This is a genomic window from Nocardioides iriomotensis, assembly GCF_004168035.1.
GTDB classification, from domain to species: domain Bacteria; phylum Actinomycetota; class Actinomycetes; order Propionibacteriales; family Nocardioidaceae; genus Nocardioides_B; species Nocardioides_B iriomotensis.
Genome location: NZ_SDPU01000009.1, coordinates 73,985 through 92,525, shown reverse-complemented (window position 1 = coordinate 92,525; position 18,541 = coordinate 73,985). Strand labels below are relative to the sequence as shown.

The following is an 18,541-nucleotide window of genomic DNA, read 5'->3' as shown; positions in this document are numbered from 1 at the left end:
TTTCTCTCGGCCGTGTGCCTCGTCCTCACGTGCACACACTTTGTGCATGGCCACTTGTGGTGCGTCTTACCGCCGCTAGGCGGGCATGCCTGATTTCCGTCTCGCTAAGGAGACCGAATCGGCGACCCGCGGTATTCCTAGTACGCCGTGTCGCAGAGAAACTGTGGCGTGCCGATCGCTGGGTAGGAACGGACACCATCCAGCGACAAGTTGCGCCCTTGTATGGCGAATCGGTACGGCGCGCTGAGCGGTACCTCAAACACGTGGGCTGCGCCGGGCGTCAGAACGGGCGACTGATAGACGACTGTGGTCTCGTCGGCGATCAGCGTCACTTGACCCGAGGATCCGTCGGCCGATTGATCGGTAACACCCGCCACTCCGCGGAAGGCCTTGCAGTTCCGGCCAGGGGTGAATCGTGTTTCCCACGAGCCGTACCCGCCCATGGTGAGCCAACCCCGGTACTGCGTACCTGCCAGCCCGAACTGGAAGTACTCGTGGTTGACTCCGGACGTGGCGTAGTAGGCAGGGATTCGGGCAAGGTCGGTCCACGCCCAGACCGTCACACCCCGTGCAGTCGATCGAGCCTTCCCAGAGCCGCGATAGGCGACCAACGCGCGAAACCGCTGCTTGCCCACCCCTGTCGCGACGAGTTTGAACGTGTGACGAGCCGTCGACGCAACCCTCCTCGACCTGACGGTGGTCCAGCTCGCGTTGCCGAGAACGTCGACGACCCGCAGTTGCAGCGACAGCGTCTTGGCATTGGCCGGCGAACCCACTCGGACCTTGACCTTGAAGCGCTCGCCCTCCGTCACATCGGACGGCGCGTGGCCAATAGAAACCCCGGTCAGGGCACGTTCCGCTGACCTTGTGCCGGACTCCGCGGCTGCTACGTTTGCCCCCGCCACGATGGGCGAAGCGCCGACAACAATGCTCAGTGTTGCGGCCAATCGGCGCAGGCGTGACTCCATCTAGCATTCCCCCGTTCATGTAACTGCGTTGGCCGAAGATATCCCGTAGCTGAGGCTTCTCGGCGCGAACGTGCACGATTCCCCGGCCGTGGCGAGTCGCTGTTCCCCCGTTTCTGCCGATGACAGTCGCAGTGACCGCACGCTTGGGCCAGTCGCGCCGAACGCAGCGCCACATGCGGCATTTCGCCGCCCACGGGTAGTCACGTTTCCTTGATGCCCGGACAGGCGACGCCAATCCCGGCTAGCCTGCGTGCGCGCGCCGTCGGGAGGCGCATTAAAACGGGGGTGGGGAGTTGCGGGGAATCGCGACCATTGACCGGCAGCCTGGAAGCAACACGATCGCGATCTGGGTGACCAGTGCGTCGGAGGGGCAGCCGCGGCACGTCAACGCGGTAGTGATCGACACCGCAACCGACACGGACGCCGTAGAGAACGTGCGCTCCCTGACTCGCTGCTGCAGTGTCCTTGTCACGAAGGGCACGGACCTCGACGGGCTGCCCATACAAGGGGCGCCGCTCGATGAGTCCGACATCGCTGGCCTGGTGACCGAGACCGAAACCCAGCAGGAAGTGATCGCGGCGGCGGTTGCTGAGCACAAGCGCAGAACGCGCTCCTCTTCATTGAAGGCCCCCAGCTTCCCGACCACGCCCAACCCGGCCGACCACGTGCCGGTGGAGGACACCGCGTCTGGACGGGCCTTCGCCGCTGCGAACTACCTCGCCGCGGCGTGGACGGCCTGGCTTCAGACCGACGAGGAGCGTCGCCGCCGCACGACGCGTCCGCAGACCGGCGAGACGCCATGGATCATGCCCGAGCACATGAACTCCCCGCAGCTCGCAAGGTTCCCGGAGTCTTTCGCGGCACGCGTCCATGAGCAGCCTCTGGTGTGACGGTGCTCGACTACACCGCCATCGACTTCGAGACCGCCAACTCCTACCGGGGCTCGCCCTGCGCCGTCGGGCTGGTTCGTGTCCGCGACGGCCGGCCCGTCGACGAGCAGCGCTGGCTGATCAGGCCACCCGAGCAAGTGGACTATTTCGACGGCTTCAACACCGCTCTCCACGGCATCGACGCAGAAACGGTGCAGGGAGCAGCCCGATGGCGCGCCGTGCTGCCGGCACTCATGGAGTACGTCGCAGACGACGTCGTGGTGACTCACAACGCGGGCTTCGACATCGGCGTCATCCGCTACGCCTGCGCCGTGGACAACATCGAATGGCCCGAGATGCGTTTCCTCTGCACCATGGCCATGTCCCGCCGGGCGCTCAGCCTGCCGTCCTACCGGCTGCCCTACGTGGCGGAATCCTTGGGCTTCGCGATGGGCGATCACCATGACCCCCTGGCGGACGCGCACGGTGTCGTCGGCATCGTCACGGCCTTGGCCGACGCGGCGGGCGTGCAAGACCTGGCTGACCTCGCGGCCGCCCACAGCATGTCCATTGGATGCATGAGCAGCGGCCCCTACCAAGGCAGCGTTGCGACTGGCACCGGCAGTCGTGGCTTCACGCCCATCGAGGTCAACCCGGACGCCGACCCGGACGGCTACCTCTACGGACGCGTCGTGGTGTTCACCGGAACCCTTATGTCGATGACTCGCGACATCGCTCGGCAAGAATGCGCCCGCGTCGGCGCGATTCCCGAGCAGAACACAACGAAGAAGACCAACGTCCTCGTCATCGGCGACATCAACCCGGCCGTCCTGCGCCCCGGCTCCAACCTGACCGGCAAAGCGCGCAAGGCCTTCGAACTGCAGGACAACGGCCAAGCGATCGAGGTCATGACGGAGGACGACTTCCTGCGGTGTCTCGACGGCAAGGCACTCACCGTCATCGAAGACCTCCTGCTCGAAGAGCCGGTTCCCAGCGCTGCGCCGAACCGCAATCCGTTGCGCTCAGTACCCCTCGATCGACGCCCGATCCCAGTACCGCCGAAGCCGCCGAAGCCGCCGAAGCCGCTACGGCGCGAACGAAAGCCCGTGGGCCAGGTCTGTTCGGTTGAAGGGTGCGGGGACACTGCCGCATTCAGGACATGGAGCAGGCCGACGTACTGCGATGCCCACATCGCGGCCATCCTCGATGTCGGTGGCCTTGAGGCGCTGGAGTCGTTCACTCACCCCCAAGACTTCCTGCTGACCCGGTGCAAGGCCTGCAGCAACGTCGCCCACTACCGCTTCGAGTACGTCCTCGAGAAGAACGGTTGTAGCGAGGCAACGTGTCGGGCGTGCTACTGGCGAGCGTGGGCCGAGCAATCGCGGGCACTGGCGGGGCGGTTCGCCCGGTTCGAGCCCGTGCCCTTCGAGCATGCGCAGACCATCGCGAGCGAGAACGGATTCATCTACCTCGGACCGCTCACAAGCCCCTCGCTGCCCGACGACCCGCACCGCACGGAATGCGGCCGATGCGGTCGGATCAGCGCCGAGCGCCTAGGCGACATCGCGTTCGGCTGCCCGTGTCGGCCCGGCAAATAACTCGTCACGCGGTGGCCCTCCGCCCCCACTCGCTGCAGCCAGTAAGAGGCGGAGCAGCGGCATTCGGCTCGGTGCGTGTGGACGGCTGCGGTGACCGCGTCTTACCGCCGCGTGCGCCGCTTCATGGGCGACCATCGGTGAGGACGCCGTAGAGGTCGCGGGCGGTGGGGGTCGGGTCGTCCGACCGAGTGACCGCGCAGACCTCGGACCAGGCACGGTCGTCGCGGAGGCGGAGGTAGTGGACACCGTCACGTCGGAGATGTCGCACCGACGACGGAACCACCGCAACTCCGACCTCCGCCGCGACTAGCGCGAGCAGGGTCGAGAACTGGTTGGCTTCCTGGACGAAGGTCGGGCGCATGCCGCTGGAGTCGGCGAGGATGATGAGCCTGTCCCAGGCTCGCGGAACCCGCTGGCGGGGGAGCGTGACGAAGTCGGAGCCGGCCAGGTCTGACATCTCGATGGTGCGCCGGCGTTGCAGCGGATGTCCCGTGGGAACGACCGCCAGCAGAGGCTCCCGCAGCAGGGCCGTGACCTCGACGCCTTCGCTGGGCTCGAGGTCGCGACTTAGGCCGACGTCCACGTGGCCGTCGTGCAGGGCAGCCATCTGCTCCTCGGTGGTCATCTCGCGCAACGAGAGTCTGACCGCGGGACGGGCGCTGCGATAACGGCGAACCACTCCGGGCAGGATCTCGATGGCTGCCGAGGCCACGAAGCCGAGCGTGACCTGTCCCTGGACACCGCGAGCTGCGTCCAGTGCAGCCGTGCGGCTCACATCGACGGCTCGGAGGGCCAGGCGCGCTGATTCGACGAAGGCGGCTCCGGCGGCGGTGAGGTCCACCCTGCGGCTGGTCCGGTCGAAGAGGGTGACCCCGAGATCCCGCTCGAGGTCGCGGATCTGGCGAGACAGTGACGGCTGCGCGACGAGCAGGTGTTCCGCTGCGCGCCCGAAGTGCAGCTCGTCGGCCACGGCCACGGCGTACCGGATCTGGCGGAGGTCCATGAGGCCTTCTATCACTGATGACGAATCTGAATCAATCAGTGCCAAACAGGTCTTGGACTGAATAGGTACCTCGTTCCTACCGTCAGGTGTGAAGGGCGTCACGGCGCCCGCTGACCTGGGCAACACTGTCCCTAGGAGAGAAGGCACGCATGACCACACCAACCACTGAGGCGGCCGCTTCCGACGTCCGAGGGGGCGTCGACAGGATCGTCGCGGGCGTCAGCGCGGGTGCCCTGACCGCGTTCGTCGTCGCCGCGGTCGCGGGACCCGACACCGTCGGCGGCTGGGTCTCGACCGGATTCACCAAGAGCGCGTCCTGGTTCGGCTTCTACTGGCAGATCCTCATGTTCGCGACGTTCCTCGTCGCGATCGGTCTCGCCCTGACCCCGTGGGCGCGTGCCCGATTCGGCACCAAGGCGCCCGAGTTCGGTCGGTTCAAGTGGGTCGCCATGATCATGTGCACCCTGCTCGCCGGCGGAGGCGTCTTCTGGGCAGCGGCGGAGCCGATGTACCACTACCTCAATGCGCCGCCCTTCTTCGGCGACGTCGAGGTCGGCAGCAACGAAGCGGCACACGTGGCCCTCGCCCAGAGCTTCGTGCACTGGGGATTCCTCGCCTGGGCCATCCTTGGCTCCCTGGCCGCCATCGTCATCATGCACGCCGTCGACAAGGGGATGCCGTTGCGGCCGCGCAGCCTTCTCTACCCCGTGCTCGGCAAGCGCGTCGTGACGAGCCCGGTCGGAGCCGCGGCCGACATCGTCTGCATCATCGCCGTCGTGGCCGGGACCGTTGGTCCGATCGGCTTCCTCGGTCTCCAGGTCTCCTACGGACTCTCCTCGGTGTTCGGCCTGCCCGACGTCTACGGCGTCCAGCTGGCGGTCATCGCCGTGCTGACGGCGGTCGCTGCTGTGTCGGTCGTCTCGGGTGTCAACCGCGGCATCCAGTTCCTCAGCCGCGTTAACGTGTGGCTGGCCCTGGCACTGATGGCGGCCGTGCTCGTGCTCGGCTCCGCCTGGTACGTCCTGCGGGCGTTCGTGGGTGGGTTCGGCGTCTACGTGACTGACTTCGTCGGCACCAGCCTCTACCGCGGCGACCCGGCCTGGCTGTCGGGTTGGACCGTCTTCTTCTTCGGCTGGTTCCTCGGGTACGCCCCGCTGATGGCCATCTTCATCGCCCGCATCTCGCGGGGCCGCACCGTTCGCGACCTGATCGTCAGCACCGCCGTGCTCCCGCCGGTCGCCACCTGCCTCTGGTTCTCCGTGCTCGGCGGCACCGGCATCATGCTCGAGCAGGAGCGACCCGGAGCAGTCTCGGGACCGCTCAACGAGTCGGGGCTGCCGGCCGCCGTGATGTCGATCGCGGAGGGGCTGCCCCTGTCGACGCTCGTCGGTCTCGGATTCCTCGTCCTCACTATCCTGTTCGTGGCCACCACGACCGACTCGATGTCCTACGCCATCGCACAGTCCTGCACCTCCGAGGACCACGCGGGCACCAAGCTGCGCGCGGTCTGGGCGCTCCTCATGGGGGCGGCGGCCGCGGTGCTCATCAGCATCGGCGACGGAGGCATCTCCGCCCTCCAGTCGTTCATCGTCATCACCGCCGTCCCGGTCGGCCTGATCCTGCTCCCGTCGGTGTTCGCTGCCCCTGTCATCGTGCGCAGGATGGCCGCCGAGCAGGGGATCACCGGTTGGCGGCAGTCGGGCGCGACCGCCGAGACTACGACGTCCAGCAGCGCGCCGACCACCGCGGTTGCGGCGAGCACCGCTGCCACCGACCCCGCAGAAGGAGTCTCTGCATGACCACCCACACGATCGCCCTGCGTCACCTGGTCGGCGGCGTCTGGACCGAAGGCCTCGGATCCGCAGCGCACAGTGAGAACCCCGCCGACCCCGACGGTGCCGCCGTCGCGGACTACACCACCGCCACCTCCGAGCAGCTCGAGCAGGCGATGGCCGCCGCCGCAGCCGCGGCTCGCGGCTGGGACCAGCAGGGACTGCTGGGGCGCGGCCAGGTGCTGCGACGCGCAGCCCAGCTCATGGAGCAGCGGTCGGAAGGCCTCGCGATCCTCATGACCCGGGAGCAGGGCAAGTCGCTCGCCGACTCGCGCGGCGAGGTGGGAGCCACGGTCGAGACGCTGTACTACCACGCGGCTGCCGCCCGCCGGCCCGACGGCGCGACCTACCCCTCGGCCCACCCGGACGAGCTGATCCGCACGGTGCGCCGGCCCGTGGGCACGGTCGCGGTGATCACGCCGTGGAACTTCCCGCTCCAGATCCCGGTCTGGAAGATCGCCCCGGCACTGCTGTGGGGCAACCCGGTCGTCTGGAAGCCCGCCAGCGACACCCCCGCGATGGCGGTCGCCCTGGCGGAGATCCTCGTCGAGGCAGGCGTGCCCGACGGCGTGCTCAACCTGCTCCTCGGCCCGGGGCACCTCGGCGCGGAGCTCGTCGCCCACCCGCAGGCCGCGGCCGTGACCTTCACGGGGTCGGTGCCGGTGGGTCGTGCGATTCGCGACGCCGCGCTGCCTCGTGGCGCGAAGCTCCAGATGGAGCTCGGCGGCCACAATGCCGCACTCGTCCTGCCCGACGCCGACCTGGCGGCGGCAGCGGACGCGATCGTAGCGGCAGCGATGGGCAGCACCGGTCAGAAGTGCACGGCCACCCGGCGGGTGATCGCCGTCGGTGACTGCTACGACCGGCTCGTCGACGAGCTCGTCACGCGGGTGGAGAAGCTGTCCGTGGGCAACGGTCTCGAACCCGGGGCCGCACTCGGGCCGGTCGTGTCGGCCAGGGCTCGTGACCAGGTCGTCGCGGCCGTCCAGCTCGCGGTTGACGAAGGCGCCGAGGTGCTGGCGACCGGGACGGTCCCGGCTGGCCCGGGTCACTGGGTGGCGCCCACCCTGCTGGCAGGGGTCTCGGACCTCACGATCTGTCGGGAGGAGGTGTTCGGCCCGGTCACGACCATGCTCCGGGCCGACGACCTGGACGCCGCCATCAGCCTGGCCAACGCCACGGACTTCGGCCTCACCGCCGCGGTCTTCACCCGTGACGAGCGGTCGGCACGCCGTTGCGTGGACGAGCTGGTCGCCGGCCTGGTCAAGGTCAATGCCCCGTCGACCGGGTCAGAGCTGCACGCCCCCTTCGGCGGGCTTCGCGACTCCTCGTTTCCCGCCCCGCGGGAGCAGGCCAGCGACTCCGCGGCTGAGTTCTTCACCATCAGCAAGACCGCCTACCTGCGGCTCTCGCCCAAGGACCCCTCGTGAGCGTCGAAGCGCCGATCGACGCCCGCGTGCTGGAGCTGCGGTCACCCGACACCGTGCTGAGGCCCGAGGACCTCGCCGGCGCACGTGCCACTCGCCACAGCTTCGCCCGGTCGGTCATCAGGCGAGCCAGCGCCGACGGGTGGGATATCGCCCTCGGCCGAGTCGACCTGGACGGCGAGGGACGCGGCGTCGTCGTCTTCGACGTCCTCGCGGGTGCCCACCGCTGGAGCTTCGTGGCCTTCAGCAAGACGATTGCCGACGCCGACCGCGAGGATCGGGTGGTGGCGGCGTCGTGGGACGTGACGGCCGCTCTCGTCGAGGGCGGCGTCGACGACGAGGACGTCGAGCGGCTGCGACCGCAGGTCACCCGTCAGGAACAGGGCCGCGCAGACGAGCGCACGATCATCTGGACGCGCGCCAACCGCAGCGGGCGCTTCTTCGACCAGGTCGTCGACCGTCTGGCTCGGGGCCAGCAGCCCGACCCTCACATGTTCGGCCTGTCCCCCTACCTGTTGCGGAGCACCGCGTTCTACAGCAATGGCAAGTTCGGACTCGCCGACTTCGAGCGGTTCGCGGACGACCACCCCTTTGCGGTGCCGTACCGCGCTCACATGCTCTCTGCGTGGCTGCTTCGGGAGCTGGGCTACCTGCTGGTCGAGACGTGCGCAATCGCCCGCACCCCTGACGCCGCACGGCTGACGGGGAAGTGGCGCCGCTACTTCGGCCTGGGCAATGCCACCGGTCTCGGGATGGTCCCCTACGTGGTCAACCACCCCGAGGTGCTCGACGCGTGGATGAGGCTGCGGGAGCTGCCGCTCGCTGCGGTCGTCGCTCGCACCGCGGAACCCGGCAGTCCCGACGTACGCCGTGTGCGCGAGCTGCTCGACCGCGCCGCCACCTTCCTCCACGAACAGGGTCTTGAGCAGCCGACTCCCTACACCTCCGGCGCAGAGCTCGCGGCCCGGCTGTCCCCGCTGACCCAGCTGGTCGACGAGTACGACGAGCACGGCACCATGCGCGGCCAGCCGACGAACTACCCGTGGCGGTTGCTGCACGACGTCGCGGCACAGGTCGACGCGGAGGTCCGCGGCGTCGTCGCCTCCGTCCTGATCGAGCTGACCGAAGACCTCGACAGCTGGGTCGAGGGGCTTCTCCGCTGCCGCGAGAGCCGCACGGTGCGCGCCCGTGCGCGGGTCCGGGATCTCCTCGAGCTGATCTATGAGCGGTACGACTGGCTCGCGGACTTCGACTTCACCGATCCCCAGCAGTCGGAGAAGTTCTGGTTCTCGTCCGCCAACAACGAGGAGCCCCGTCGGGCGCTGGCGGGCGTCGACCCCGGCGAGCGGGTCCAGCACGCCATCGACGTTGCCCGCGCCATCAGCGCGCTACGCGAGGAACTGGCTGGGACCGAGCCCACGATGAGCATCGGGGAGTTCCTCCTCGGCAATCCGCGTCATCGGGGTGCGGTCATGCGCATCCAGGCCGTGGCTGAACTCGACTATGCCGAGCTGAGGGCCAACCTGCTCGCCAGTGACTTCATGCCCCTGCACGTCCAGCGGCTCCAGCTCGCCGTCTACGGGATGGACAACTTCAACCCGCAGTCGACCGACTGGTTGCGCGTCACTCTCTTCTCCGGCGCGCCGCGCATCGACGACCTCGCTAGAGGGACCGCCGACGACGACTGGTGCTTCACCCCGAGGCCGACGGCCGACAGCGGGAGGACCACACGATGACCCCCCACGCCTCCGACGCCCGCCGGCTCCACGACGACGCCGTCATCGTCGACGGCCTCCAGATCAACAACTGGAACCGCGAGGTCATCCAGGAGCTCCGCACGGGAGGGGTGACCGGCGTCAACGCCACCGCCGCCGTGTGGGAAGGCACCGAGCAGACGCTCCGAGCCGTCGGCGAGTGGTACCAGCTGACACGCAACAACCAGGACATCGTCGTGCTGGCGGAGACCGCGGACGACATCCGCAAGGCCAAGGACGAGGGCCGGGTCGCAGTGGTGCTTGGCTTCCAGAACACCAGCCCGTTCGGCGACGACTACCGCATGGTGGAAGTGTTCCACCGCCTCGGTGTCCGGGTTGCCCAGCTGACCTACAACAACCAGAACGCGGTGGGCGGCTCCTGCTACGAGCCCGAGGACAGCGGCCTGACGCGATTCGGCAGGGTGATCGTGTCCGAGATGAACCGCGTCGGCATGCTCGTCGACCTGTCGCACGTCGGCAACCGGACCTCGCTGGAGGCCGTCGAGGCGTCGTCGGCGCCGGTGGCCATCACCCACGCCAACCCGACGTGGTTCGTGGACAACCCTCGCAACAAGCCCGACGAGGTGATCCGCGCCGTCGCGACGGCCGGAGGCGTGGTCGGCTGCTGCCTCTACCCCATCGTCCTCGGCGGTGCCGCCACCACCGTCGCCGAGTTCTGCGCGATGGTGGCCAGGCTGGTTGACGATCTCGGGCCTGACCAGGTGGCGCTCGGCAGCGACTGCACCCGCAACTGGGGAGACGACTACGTCGAGTGGCTCCGCAGCGGGCACTGGCGCCCGCGCGGGGAGACCGCGGCACAGTGGCCCGAGTGGCCCTACTGGTTCCGGGGACCGGAGGACTTTCCTCGCGTCACCGACGGCCTGATCGACGCGGGGCTTGACGAGAAGACCGTGCGCGGCGTGCTGGGCGAGAACTGGCTTCGCCTCTTCGACGACGTGTTTGCCGGAGGGAGGTCGTCATGAGTACCACGGTCCCGATGACCCACACACCGTTCGATGTCGAGGAGACCGCGATGGACCAGTCGGCGCATCGCGTGCGCATCGCCATCCGTGAAGTGCGCGAGTACGCGTACCGCGCTTTGGTCGTTGCGGGCGCCAGCCCGGGCGAAGCGATGTCGGCGGCCGAGCAGGTGGTGCACGCCGAGCTCCACGAAGGGGACGGGCTCGCCGGGCTCGCCCGGACGCTCACGCGCGGCCCTTGGCCTACCCAGCCCCTGACCATGGTGCGGGTGGCCACCGGTGTGCTCGACGTACGCTGCGGTGACGTCGCAGACGAGCTTCAACTCAGCACGGTGCTCACTGACCTGGCGGCTGGCGAAGCCGGCCGGGTGTGCGTGTCCACCGACAGCAGCATGGACGTGAACGGGCTGTGGGACTCGGCGCTAGTCGCGGCGGCTGTCTCGACGGCGGCAGACGTGGTTGTGATCGGGTACGGCGACCTCGGCCGCGCGGAGGTGCGGCTGGCGACGGCCGCCGGAGACCTGGTCGTCGGTCGCATGCCCGAAGTGCATGGCAGCCCTCGTGCGGCGCGGGTGGAGGTGCGGGTTGGCCCGAGCTCACGGCCGCGGGACCTCGCGGTCCTGTCCCGTTCGACAGTCGCCGAGCGTGCCACGCGCCGCCGTCAGGCTGCCCAGCGCGGCGTCTCTGTCGACTCCTCCACCTGGGCCGTGGTCGCCGACCACGCCAAGCGGTTCCTCGTTCCGGAGGTGGACGCATGACCGGCGCGCAGGTCGACGGTGCGCCAACCCTGACCCGGCTCGACCACGCCGACGGCGTCCCCCGGCCCTACACGGCGTCGGCGTCCTACGGGGGCCTGGTGTGGGCGTGCGGGCAGGTGCCGCGCCGCAGCGACGGGACCACGCCGACGTCGATCGAGGACCAGGTCGCCGTCGCGCTGGACAGCCTCGAGGCCGTGCTCCTGCGGGCCGGGTCGTCGCTCGGTCACCTCCTGAAAGTGACCGTGTTCCTCGCCGACCTCGACGAGTTCGACGCCTACGACGCGGCCTACCAAGCCCGGCTCTCGGGGGTGACGCTCCCACCCCGGACCACGGTCGAGGTGGCCCGCTTCCGCGGCGACAAGCGCATCGAGATCGACGCAGTCGGCGCCGTGGAAGTCACTGATCGCGACGGCACGAGCCGCTGAGGCCGTCGTTTTCGAATTCTAGTCGCGACGTGAGAAGCCACGCTGACCCAGCCATCGGTATGGATATGCCTGCGGCGGCGTCGTCGTAGTTCGATCGCTGGTCGGAAATAGATCAACTGCTTCAATCCGCCGCGAGCCGGGTCTCATCTCTGCGGCCCGTGATGCGCTGGATCGCCGGATGTTCCTGCCCGAGAATCCCTTCATGGCCGACTCTGACGAAGTCTGGACCCGCATTGATCGGCATGCCGGTGAGACGCTTGCTGCCGCTACCGGGCTCCCGTTCACGTATCGGGTGCCCGGCGACTACATCAAGGTGTCCCGCGAAGGGCGCGAGATCAACCGTTCGCTGTCACGTACCAACTTCATGAAAGCGGCTGCCGCCATGCCGGCATCCAGACCGAGCGACATCAAGGAGAGCCAGGGGTCGGCGTACACCTGGGCCATCTTGATGGATCAACGTGTCCGAGGGGACGCCTGGTAGCGGAGCATGACAAGGGTGGTGGCAGGGTCTTTCCGCCGCGTTGAAGCGCGCGACGAACGTAGGCATCGACGGCACGGCGGCAGTTGCGCCCCAGACCGTCCATGCTCTGACACGCTGTCGGCGTGACTGAGAGGGCTCGAGACCGCTGGGAAGAGGCAGCCGAGTGGCCGCTGACCGCGGCCGCGGTGCTGTTCCTCGTGGCCTACGCCTGGCCGATCCTGGACCCGGACTTGGCGCCTGGGGCTGTGCTTGCCTGCACCATCGTGACCTGGGCGGCTTGGCCGGGTTCGCTCTCGACTACACCGTCCGCCTCATCCTCAGCAGAGATCGGTCACGCTTCGTCAGTTCGAATGTGCTCGACCTGCTTGTGGTCGCCTTGCCGATCCTGCGTCCGCTACGACTCCTCCGACTGGTCAGCCTGCTCTCGGTACTCAACCGGCACGCCGGAGCCTCGCTGCGCGGCCGAGTGGCCGTGTACGTCATCGGCTCCACCGCCCTGATCCTCTTCGTCGCCGCCCTGGCTGTACTAGATGCCGAGCGAGATTCGAAGGGAGCGAACATCGTCGACTTCGGCGACGCCCTCTGGTGGGCCATGACCACGGTGACGACCGTCGGCTACGGCGACCGCTTTCCCGTGACTGGGACCGGTCGCTTCGTGGCGGCCGGCCTGATGCTGTCGGGCATCGCGCTGCTCGGCGTGGTCACGGCATCGTTGGCCTCCTGGCTTATCGAACGAGTGACGGAGGTCGAGGAGGAGGGGCAGGCCGCGACGAGCCGAGACCTTAGGGCCCTGACCAAGGAGGTGGCTGCTCTCCGCGAGATGGTTGCCCAGCTGGGCGACGAGAATAGTGCCGGTGAGCTGAACGCGCGCCTCGAGTAGAAGCGCAGGTCTCCCCATCCAGGGGACGTCTTTTCGCCGCGAGGCGCGCGGCTGCCATATCCCGACCTCGCCGCGGGCACCGAATCGGCGACGCACAGGCTTCCTCAGACACCGTGTCGCGGAGAGGCTGCGGCGTGACGGCTTGATGCGCGCCTCACCGCCATCGCCGATCCGTGACCCAGCGGACCTGTCTCGCTGCGGCCAGGCTGCGGTGCTCGCGCCCTTGCTCGAGAGGCCACGGCAGGGAGGGGGCTTCGCCGGGAGCCTGGCACGTCGCGACCAGCTCAGGACCAATCCGGGCATCGGGTCGGGCACGAACACGCACAAGAGGCATAAATCACCATCACTCACTCGGGTGAGAACGGAGAAGGCCATGCAGATGACCACACCGAAGCAGCGCGCAGTTGGCGGAGCAACCCTCCTGGTCGCCGCCGGACTCCTCGGCACGCTGGGAGGGTCGGCGAGCGGTGCCGTGGCTTCCAACGCCGAGGCGGGGACTGCGGTGACGCACGCCGATCTCAGTCCCCTCAACAATGCTGCCGCACACGGGACCGCGGATGTGACGGTCAACGGCCGGCAGATCAATGTCAGTCTCGACGCCAACCGGCTGCTCAAGGGCATGCCGCACGCTCAGCACATCCACTTCGGTGCCAAGGCGCGTCATGAGTGCCCCAGTGTCCGCGATGACGACAACGCCGACCATCGCCTCAACACCGTCGAAGGTACGCCGGCGTACGGGCCCGTGCGGGTCTCACTGACAAAGCGCGGTGATACCTCGTCGAAGAGCACGCTGGCCGTGAATCGGTTCCCGAAGGCTCACCACCGGGAGGTCCACTACGACCGGGACGGCATCCACGTGTCGCGGAAGGTCGCCGACGCGATCCGCGCTGGCAACGCCGTCGTGGTCATCCACGGCATCGACTACAACGGCAACGGCAAGTACGACTTCCGCGGCGCCGGCAAGAGCGAGCTCGACCCGAGCCTGCCCGCCGAGGCCACCGACCCGGTGACCTGCGGTGTGCTGAACCTCGTCTCGTCGAACGACAGCGGCCCCGAGAGTGGCGGCGGCGACGGCGGCACCCTCCCGCTCCCGCTTCCGCTGCCGTGACCCGCGGTAGTTCCCACAGAGGTTGTTGAACGGAAGTCATAGACGCACAGCGAGGACCTCCAGTACGGAGGGGTAAGTCACACCGACCCTTCTACTGGAGGTCCTCGTGACTCACGTTCACGCTCAGCTGACACCGGAAGGCGTGGCGCCGGCCGTCGGTACGGATCGTCGATGGCGGGTTCCGATCCGTCGAGCAGCGGAGCGATCCCGGGTCTTACCCGCGCGGTGAGCCCGCCGCTACCTCGACTGTCTCCGATGACGGACCGCTCGTCTCGGCCGAGGTCTCATCACGGCGGAGCGCTCGCCGACGATTCGCACTCGTGCGATCCCCCAGCGGGGCCGCGTCTCGACCCCGTCAGGCCGAGGCCTTGCCCGCCGGTCGGGGGATGATCCAGCGGGCAAGGCGGACCAATTTTACGTGGAGGTTTGTTCTGCCCCGCCGCACGGGGTACTGCTCAAACACGTCCCGATCTGCCCACCCCACGCCATCGCCAGATGGGGACGCTCCCTGCTTTTCGACGATGGATCGCTGGCCCCGCCGATACGCCGGCGTCCTACCGCCGCGATCCGGACCGGGTATCGCCGCGCCAGGACACCTACACAGCGTCGTCGAGACGCCTTGTTCGAGCGGACGCGGAGTACGCCCAGCAGACTGGTGTGCACGAAGGTCGTCAGCAGCTAGAGGATCTGCCCGAACGGCTCGCCGCTGGCATCGATCTTGTAGCCATGGGAGTCGCCGCAGTCCAAGTAGCCGACATCGGCCGGCCGATAGACAGCCGTGCTCGGCAGTAAGTGCGTTGCACCTGCGAAGTCATCGACGAGAACTTCGTCATCCGGCAGAGCCAGTACTGCGACCACAGTGCCGTAACCACCGAGAAGTTCCTCAATCACGATCGCTCGGTCACCGAGCTCCAAGGGTTTGCCTGCCGGCTTGACGCCTGAAGCGGGCGCAATGGACAGCGGAGCAGCCAGCTCTTCGCGATGCCTGCGTCTCAACAGTGCCTCGCGGAGGCGATTCCACCCATTCACGCCAGCAGTATCGCCATAAGCGCCGCCCCCGAGGCAGCGACATTCCGCCGCGGTCGACCTGAGCTGTGCGAGCGTCGTGTGCTGCGCACCTCTACGGACGAAGTGCGTCGCCGCCTTGACTTCGTAGTTGTCCGGCACGAATTTTTCCTGCCCACAGACGGGCGCGCTGCACGGTCGACGCGAGAGTCGACCAGGTTCGGGATCTCCTGACGCGGACGCCGCGGCTTGCGGCCGGCCCTGGCACGTTCGCGCTATTGCTCCTCCCCGCGACCCAAGGCGACGATGCCAAGCAAGTGCTGAGGAGGGCGGCAGCGGTGGGGACTGTGCGGGTGGCGGCGGTACAGGCGGCGTACGTGCTCATGGACCGCGACGCGAACATCGACCGGATCCGCGCGCTGACGGCGGAAGCGGCGGCGCAGGGCGCCGAGCTCGTGGTGTTCCCGGAGGCGTTCGTGCCCGGTACGCCGATCTGGATCGACACTCGGCCGATCTGGAACGGCGACGACGAGTGGTTTCGGCTGCTCCACGACAACGCGATCGTCGTGGGCAGTACGGCGTGTGACCTGCTCGCCGACGTGGCGTCGTCGTACGGGGTCTGGCTCGTCGTGGGCGTTCAGGAGCGGGAGGCTTCGGGATCGTCGATCTACGGGACCGTCATGTACTTCTCCCCTGAGGGTGAGCTAGCGGAGCGGCACCGCAAGCTGATGCCGACCGGGTCGGAACGCACTGTGTGGGGGCTCGGCGACGGCTCGACCCTCAACGTCGTTCCGACCCCGTTCGGTCGCCTGGGTGGGCTCATCTGCTGGGAGAACTACATGCCGTTGGCCCGATTCCACCTGTACGCGCAAGGCGTTGACGTGTGGCTCGCGCCGACGCTCGCGCCGGGCGATGAGTGGGTCGCGACCATGCAGCACCTAGCGCGCGAGAACCGCATGTACGTCATAGGTGTGAACCCCGTGCAGCACGTCGACATGCTCCCTGCCAATTTCCCGAACCGCGAGGACCTCTACCCGGCCGAGTTCGTAGAAGAGTCCGGGCCTTGGATCGAGCCGGGGAACACCGTCGTCGTAGCCCCGACCGGGAAGATCATCGCGGGCCCGGTTCGGGAGCGTGAGGAGACCGTCATCGTGGACCTCGACCTGAACAAGGTGGCGGCGACGCGGCGTTTCATGGACCCTGTCGGCCACTACAACCGACCTGACGTGTTCCAGCTTCGCGTCAACACCGCCCGCCAGGCACCGGTCGAGGTCATCGGCGAAGCCTGACCCCCTTCCGGGGAGTCGCAACCTGGTAATGGTCGAGCCCCAAGGTTTGGAGGCGACCCGCGTCATCGACGCCGCCCGTGCGAGCACACCCACAGGCGGACCGCGCCTTAGCAGTTATCTCACCAGCCCCCGGTCCGGTCTGCGTCGATCCGCCGCGACGGGGCGCAGACATTCGCTGTCATAGCAGCCGATGAGCGATTGAGCAGCGTGAGTGGGACCTGCTCCCCGGGTCAGCCTTCCGTGTGACGTTCGTGCATCGTCGACGCGTCACATGGGGTGTGGCACCCATGTGACGGGTGTGACTCGCTCGATAAGGTCGAGCTTTCGAGTCTCGATTCAGGGGGAGACCCTTCGATGCAAGCAAGACGCCGATTCGGCGCATCCGCCGCCATGGTCTTTGCCGTCGGCGTGGTCGGCGTGGCCACACCGAGCGCGTCCGCCGGCGACAACGACCGGAGCGACTGGTCCGGCAAGAGAGCGCTCAAGGCGGGCGTGGACGAGGCCGCCCTGCAACTCGCCACCGGACGGTCGGCGTGGGCGCTCATGGCCCGCGAGCTCGGCCGCGACGCCGACGACTCGCAGACCTGGCGGCTGCGGGAACGCAGCAATGACGGCGTGTGGCGCAACCCGGCGAATCTGCCGGCGGCTGTCACAGACCTGACGTACGAAACGGGCAGCACCGGGCACACGTTCGGCGCCTACGTCTCCAACGGGCGCCTTCACGGCTTCACGCACCCGGCGCGTGCGTCGACGGCCAGCGACACCGACCTGGGCGCAGCCGCTGCCGGGGTCCAGCCGAAGGTCACGGTGATGACCGGCGGGTCCGGCACCGGCGGCTTTCTCGGTGTGATCCGCTACGCCGGCAACGTCTACGAGTGGGTCAACGGGCAGACCGGCAACGACGGCTGGCACGCGGGCTGGCGCGCCAACCCGGAGTCGGCGTACGACGTGTCGAAGGGCGCCCCGATCGCATCCGGCCCGTTCTACGAGTACGACAACGACGGCCGCATGCTCGCCTTCTACACCGAGCAGGGCACCGGCGACCTCATGGCGGCCCGCCGCGACAAGCGGACCGGGATCATCGGCTCGAACCCGGGCGCGCAACTCGACTGGTCGGACCCGCAGAAGGTCGCGGACGACGAGCGGTTCGCGGACTTCGCGTCCACGACCAAGGGTGAGCGGATCGTCACTCAGACCGACGACCAGAGCGTGGTTCTGCACGACCTCTCGACCGACGACGCGACCGACACGTTCGCCACCGGCAACCGCCGGGTGCTCGCTGGCCCGCTGCCCCAGCAGGCAGGCGTGACCACGCTCGACGCGCCACGAGTCGTGGTCGACGGCCGCGGTGACCTGACGATCGGGTGGCGCGAGAGGATCGCGGACGACGGCGCCGGTCTGGTGCTGTGGCAGGAGAACCGGCCGCAGGGCAAGTACCTCGAACGGCCGACGTTCATCGGCGGCACCCGCGACTCGCAGATCCACTGGGCGGTCGCGCCGTCCGGGACGATCACCATCGCCACACAGCCGCGCACCGACCGCTGGTCGTCGCCGCGCATAAAGCACCTGGCAGCTGGAAAGTCCGGCTGGACGAAGTGGCTCACGGTCGCCCCCGCGGTCACGGCCGACTCCTGGTCCGACTCCACGCTGGGCGTGCCGCGGGGAAACGGCGACCTGACGCTGGTCACCAACGACGGCCGCGGCGTCTACGCGACCACGTTCGACGCCCCGCGGGCAGTCACGAAGATGACGCGACCGACGAACCGGAAGGTCGGCCCGTCCTACACGATCGCCTTCAACACCACGTGGGCGTACGCCTCCGACTGGCAGGTCCGGGCCCGCGTCGACAACGGAAAGCGGTCCGGCGCCTGGAAGACCGTCGCGGTCAGGGACGGCCAGCGGTTCAAGGACGTGACCCGCAAGCGCGGCGAGAAGCGGTGCTACCAGGCGCGCGGTGAGACCCCAGGCGGCTGGACGAAGTGGTCCAAGCAGAGGTGCGTGACCGTGCGGCGCTGACGTTCACCCCATGGCGCGTCGCTCGTAGCGGCAGACGGCCTGGCACCCCTCACTCGGATGAGGTGCCGGGCCGTCTCGTGTCGGGGGCGCAGAGGTGTCGGTGTGCGCCGGCCTTGCTCGGCGCGGCAAGAAACCCGATCTGCCCATG

The 18,541-nt window shown here is 68.3% G+C and carries 16 protein-coding genes; 13 read left to right on the top strand and 3 right to left on the bottom strand.

Going from position 1 to position 18,541, the window contains the following annotated elements; translation table 11 throughout:
• Window positions 1–137: 137 nt before the first annotated feature.
• Window positions 138–968: a hypothetical protein gene (locus ETU37_RS02330; RefSeq protein WP_129985266.1), complete on the bottom strand. Its 831-nt coding sequence runs from the start codon at window positions 966–968 to the stop codon at window positions 138–140.
• Between the two features lie 350 nt (window positions 969–1,318).
• Here ETU37_RS02330 and ETU37_RS02325 point away from each other — a divergent pair, with 350 nt between their 5' ends.
• Both ETU37_RS02325 and ETU37_RS02320 read left to right on the top strand, forming a co-directional pair.
• Complete coding sequence (locus ETU37_RS02325; RefSeq protein ID WP_129985265.1) at window positions 1,319–1,858, top strand: hypothetical protein; 540 nt, start codon at window positions 1,319–1,321, stop codon at window positions 1,856–1,858.
• Window positions 1,855–3,435 (top strand): exonuclease domain-containing protein, encoded by a 1,581-nt coding sequence (locus ETU37_RS02320; RefSeq protein WP_129985264.1) that lies wholly within the window; start codon window positions 1,855–1,857, stop codon window positions 3,433–3,435. Before ETU37_RS02325 ends, ETU37_RS02320 begins: the two co-directional genes overlap by 4 nt.
• A gap of 121 nt (window positions 3,436–3,556) precedes the next feature.
• Here ETU37_RS02320 and ETU37_RS02315 read toward each other — a convergent pair whose 3' ends face one another.
• Window positions 3,557–4,438, bottom strand: a complete 882-nt coding sequence (locus tag ETU37_RS02315; RefSeq protein ID WP_129985263.1) for a LysR substrate-binding domain-containing protein — start codon at window positions 4,436–4,438, stop codon at window positions 3,557–3,559.
• Window positions 4,439–4,587: 149 nt separating this feature from the next.
• On the opposite strand from ETU37_RS02315, the gene ETU37_RS02310 reads away from it, so the two are divergent.
• From ETU37_RS02310 to ETU37_RS02270, 9 genes are all read left to right on the top strand, one after another.
• Window positions 4,588–6,237 carry a BCCT family transporter gene (locus tag ETU37_RS02310; RefSeq protein WP_129985262.1) on the top strand — a complete coding sequence of 550 codons (1,650 nt, stop codon included), beginning with the start codon at window positions 4,588–4,590 and terminating at the stop codon, window positions 6,235–6,237.
• Window positions 6,234–7,700, top strand: a complete 1,467-nt coding sequence (locus ETU37_RS02305; RefSeq protein ID WP_129985261.1) for an aldehyde dehydrogenase family protein — start codon at window positions 6,234–6,236, stop codon at window positions 7,698–7,700. The genes ETU37_RS02310 and ETU37_RS02305 overlap by 4 nt, the downstream gene beginning before the upstream one ends.
• Window positions 7,697–9,433, top strand: coding sequence for a hypothetical protein (locus ETU37_RS02300; protein ID WP_206053652.1), 1,737 nt, complete (start codon window positions 7,697–7,699; stop codon window positions 9,431–9,433). The genes ETU37_RS02305 and ETU37_RS02300 overlap by 4 nt, the downstream gene beginning before the upstream one ends.
• Window positions 9,430–10,434, top strand: coding sequence for a membrane dipeptidase (locus tag ETU37_RS02295; RefSeq protein WP_129985260.1), 1,005 nt, complete (start codon window positions 9,430–9,432; stop codon window positions 10,432–10,434). Before ETU37_RS02300 ends, ETU37_RS02295 begins: the two co-directional genes overlap by 4 nt.
• A complete protein-coding gene (locus ETU37_RS02290; RefSeq protein ID WP_129985259.1) occupies window positions 10,431–11,189 on the top strand; it encodes a hypothetical protein in 759 nt (252 codons plus the stop codon). Before ETU37_RS02295 ends, ETU37_RS02290 begins: the two co-directional genes overlap by 4 nt.
• A complete protein-coding gene (locus ETU37_RS02285; protein ID WP_129985258.1) occupies window positions 11,186–11,614 on the top strand; it encodes a RidA family protein in 429 nt (142 codons plus the stop codon). Before ETU37_RS02290 ends, ETU37_RS02285 begins: the two co-directional genes overlap by 4 nt.
• A 178-nt stretch (window positions 11,615–11,792) precedes the next feature.
• Complete coding sequence (locus ETU37_RS02280; protein WP_129985257.1) at window positions 11,793–12,095, top strand: hypothetical protein; 303 nt, start codon at window positions 11,793–11,795, stop codon at window positions 12,093–12,095.
• 277 nt (window positions 12,096–12,372) lie between these two features.
• Entirely contained in the window at window positions 12,373–12,975 is a 603-nt protein-coding gene (locus ETU37_RS02275; protein ID WP_206053650.1) for a potassium channel family protein, read from the top strand.
• Window positions 12,976–13,354: 379 nt separating this feature from the next.
• Entirely contained in the window at window positions 13,355–14,083 is a 729-nt protein-coding gene (locus ETU37_RS02270; RefSeq protein WP_129985256.1) for a hypothetical protein, read from the top strand.
• Between the two features lie 678 nt (window positions 14,084–14,761).
• Here ETU37_RS02270 and ETU37_RS02265 read toward each other — a convergent pair.
• Window positions 14,762–15,250 (bottom strand): hypothetical protein, encoded by a 489-nt coding sequence (locus tag ETU37_RS02265; protein WP_129985255.1) that lies wholly within the window; start codon window positions 15,248–15,250, stop codon window positions 14,762–14,764.
• A gap of 116 nt (window positions 15,251–15,366) precedes the next feature.
• On the opposite strand from ETU37_RS02265, the gene ETU37_RS02260 reads away from it, so the two are divergent.
• Both ETU37_RS02260 and ETU37_RS02255 read left to right on the top strand, forming a co-directional pair.
• A complete protein-coding gene (locus ETU37_RS02260) occupies window positions 15,367–16,377 on the top strand; it encodes a carbon-nitrogen hydrolase family protein (protein ID WP_240755485.1) in 1,011 nt (336 codons plus the stop codon).
• A 390-nt stretch (window positions 16,378–16,767) separates the two neighbouring features.
• Window positions 16,768–18,393 carry a hypothetical protein gene (locus ETU37_RS02255; RefSeq protein ID WP_129985254.1) on the top strand — a complete coding sequence of 542 codons (1,626 nt, stop codon included), beginning with the start codon at window positions 16,768–16,770 and terminating at the stop codon, window positions 18,391–18,393.
• Window positions 18,394–18,541 lie beyond the last annotated feature (148 nt).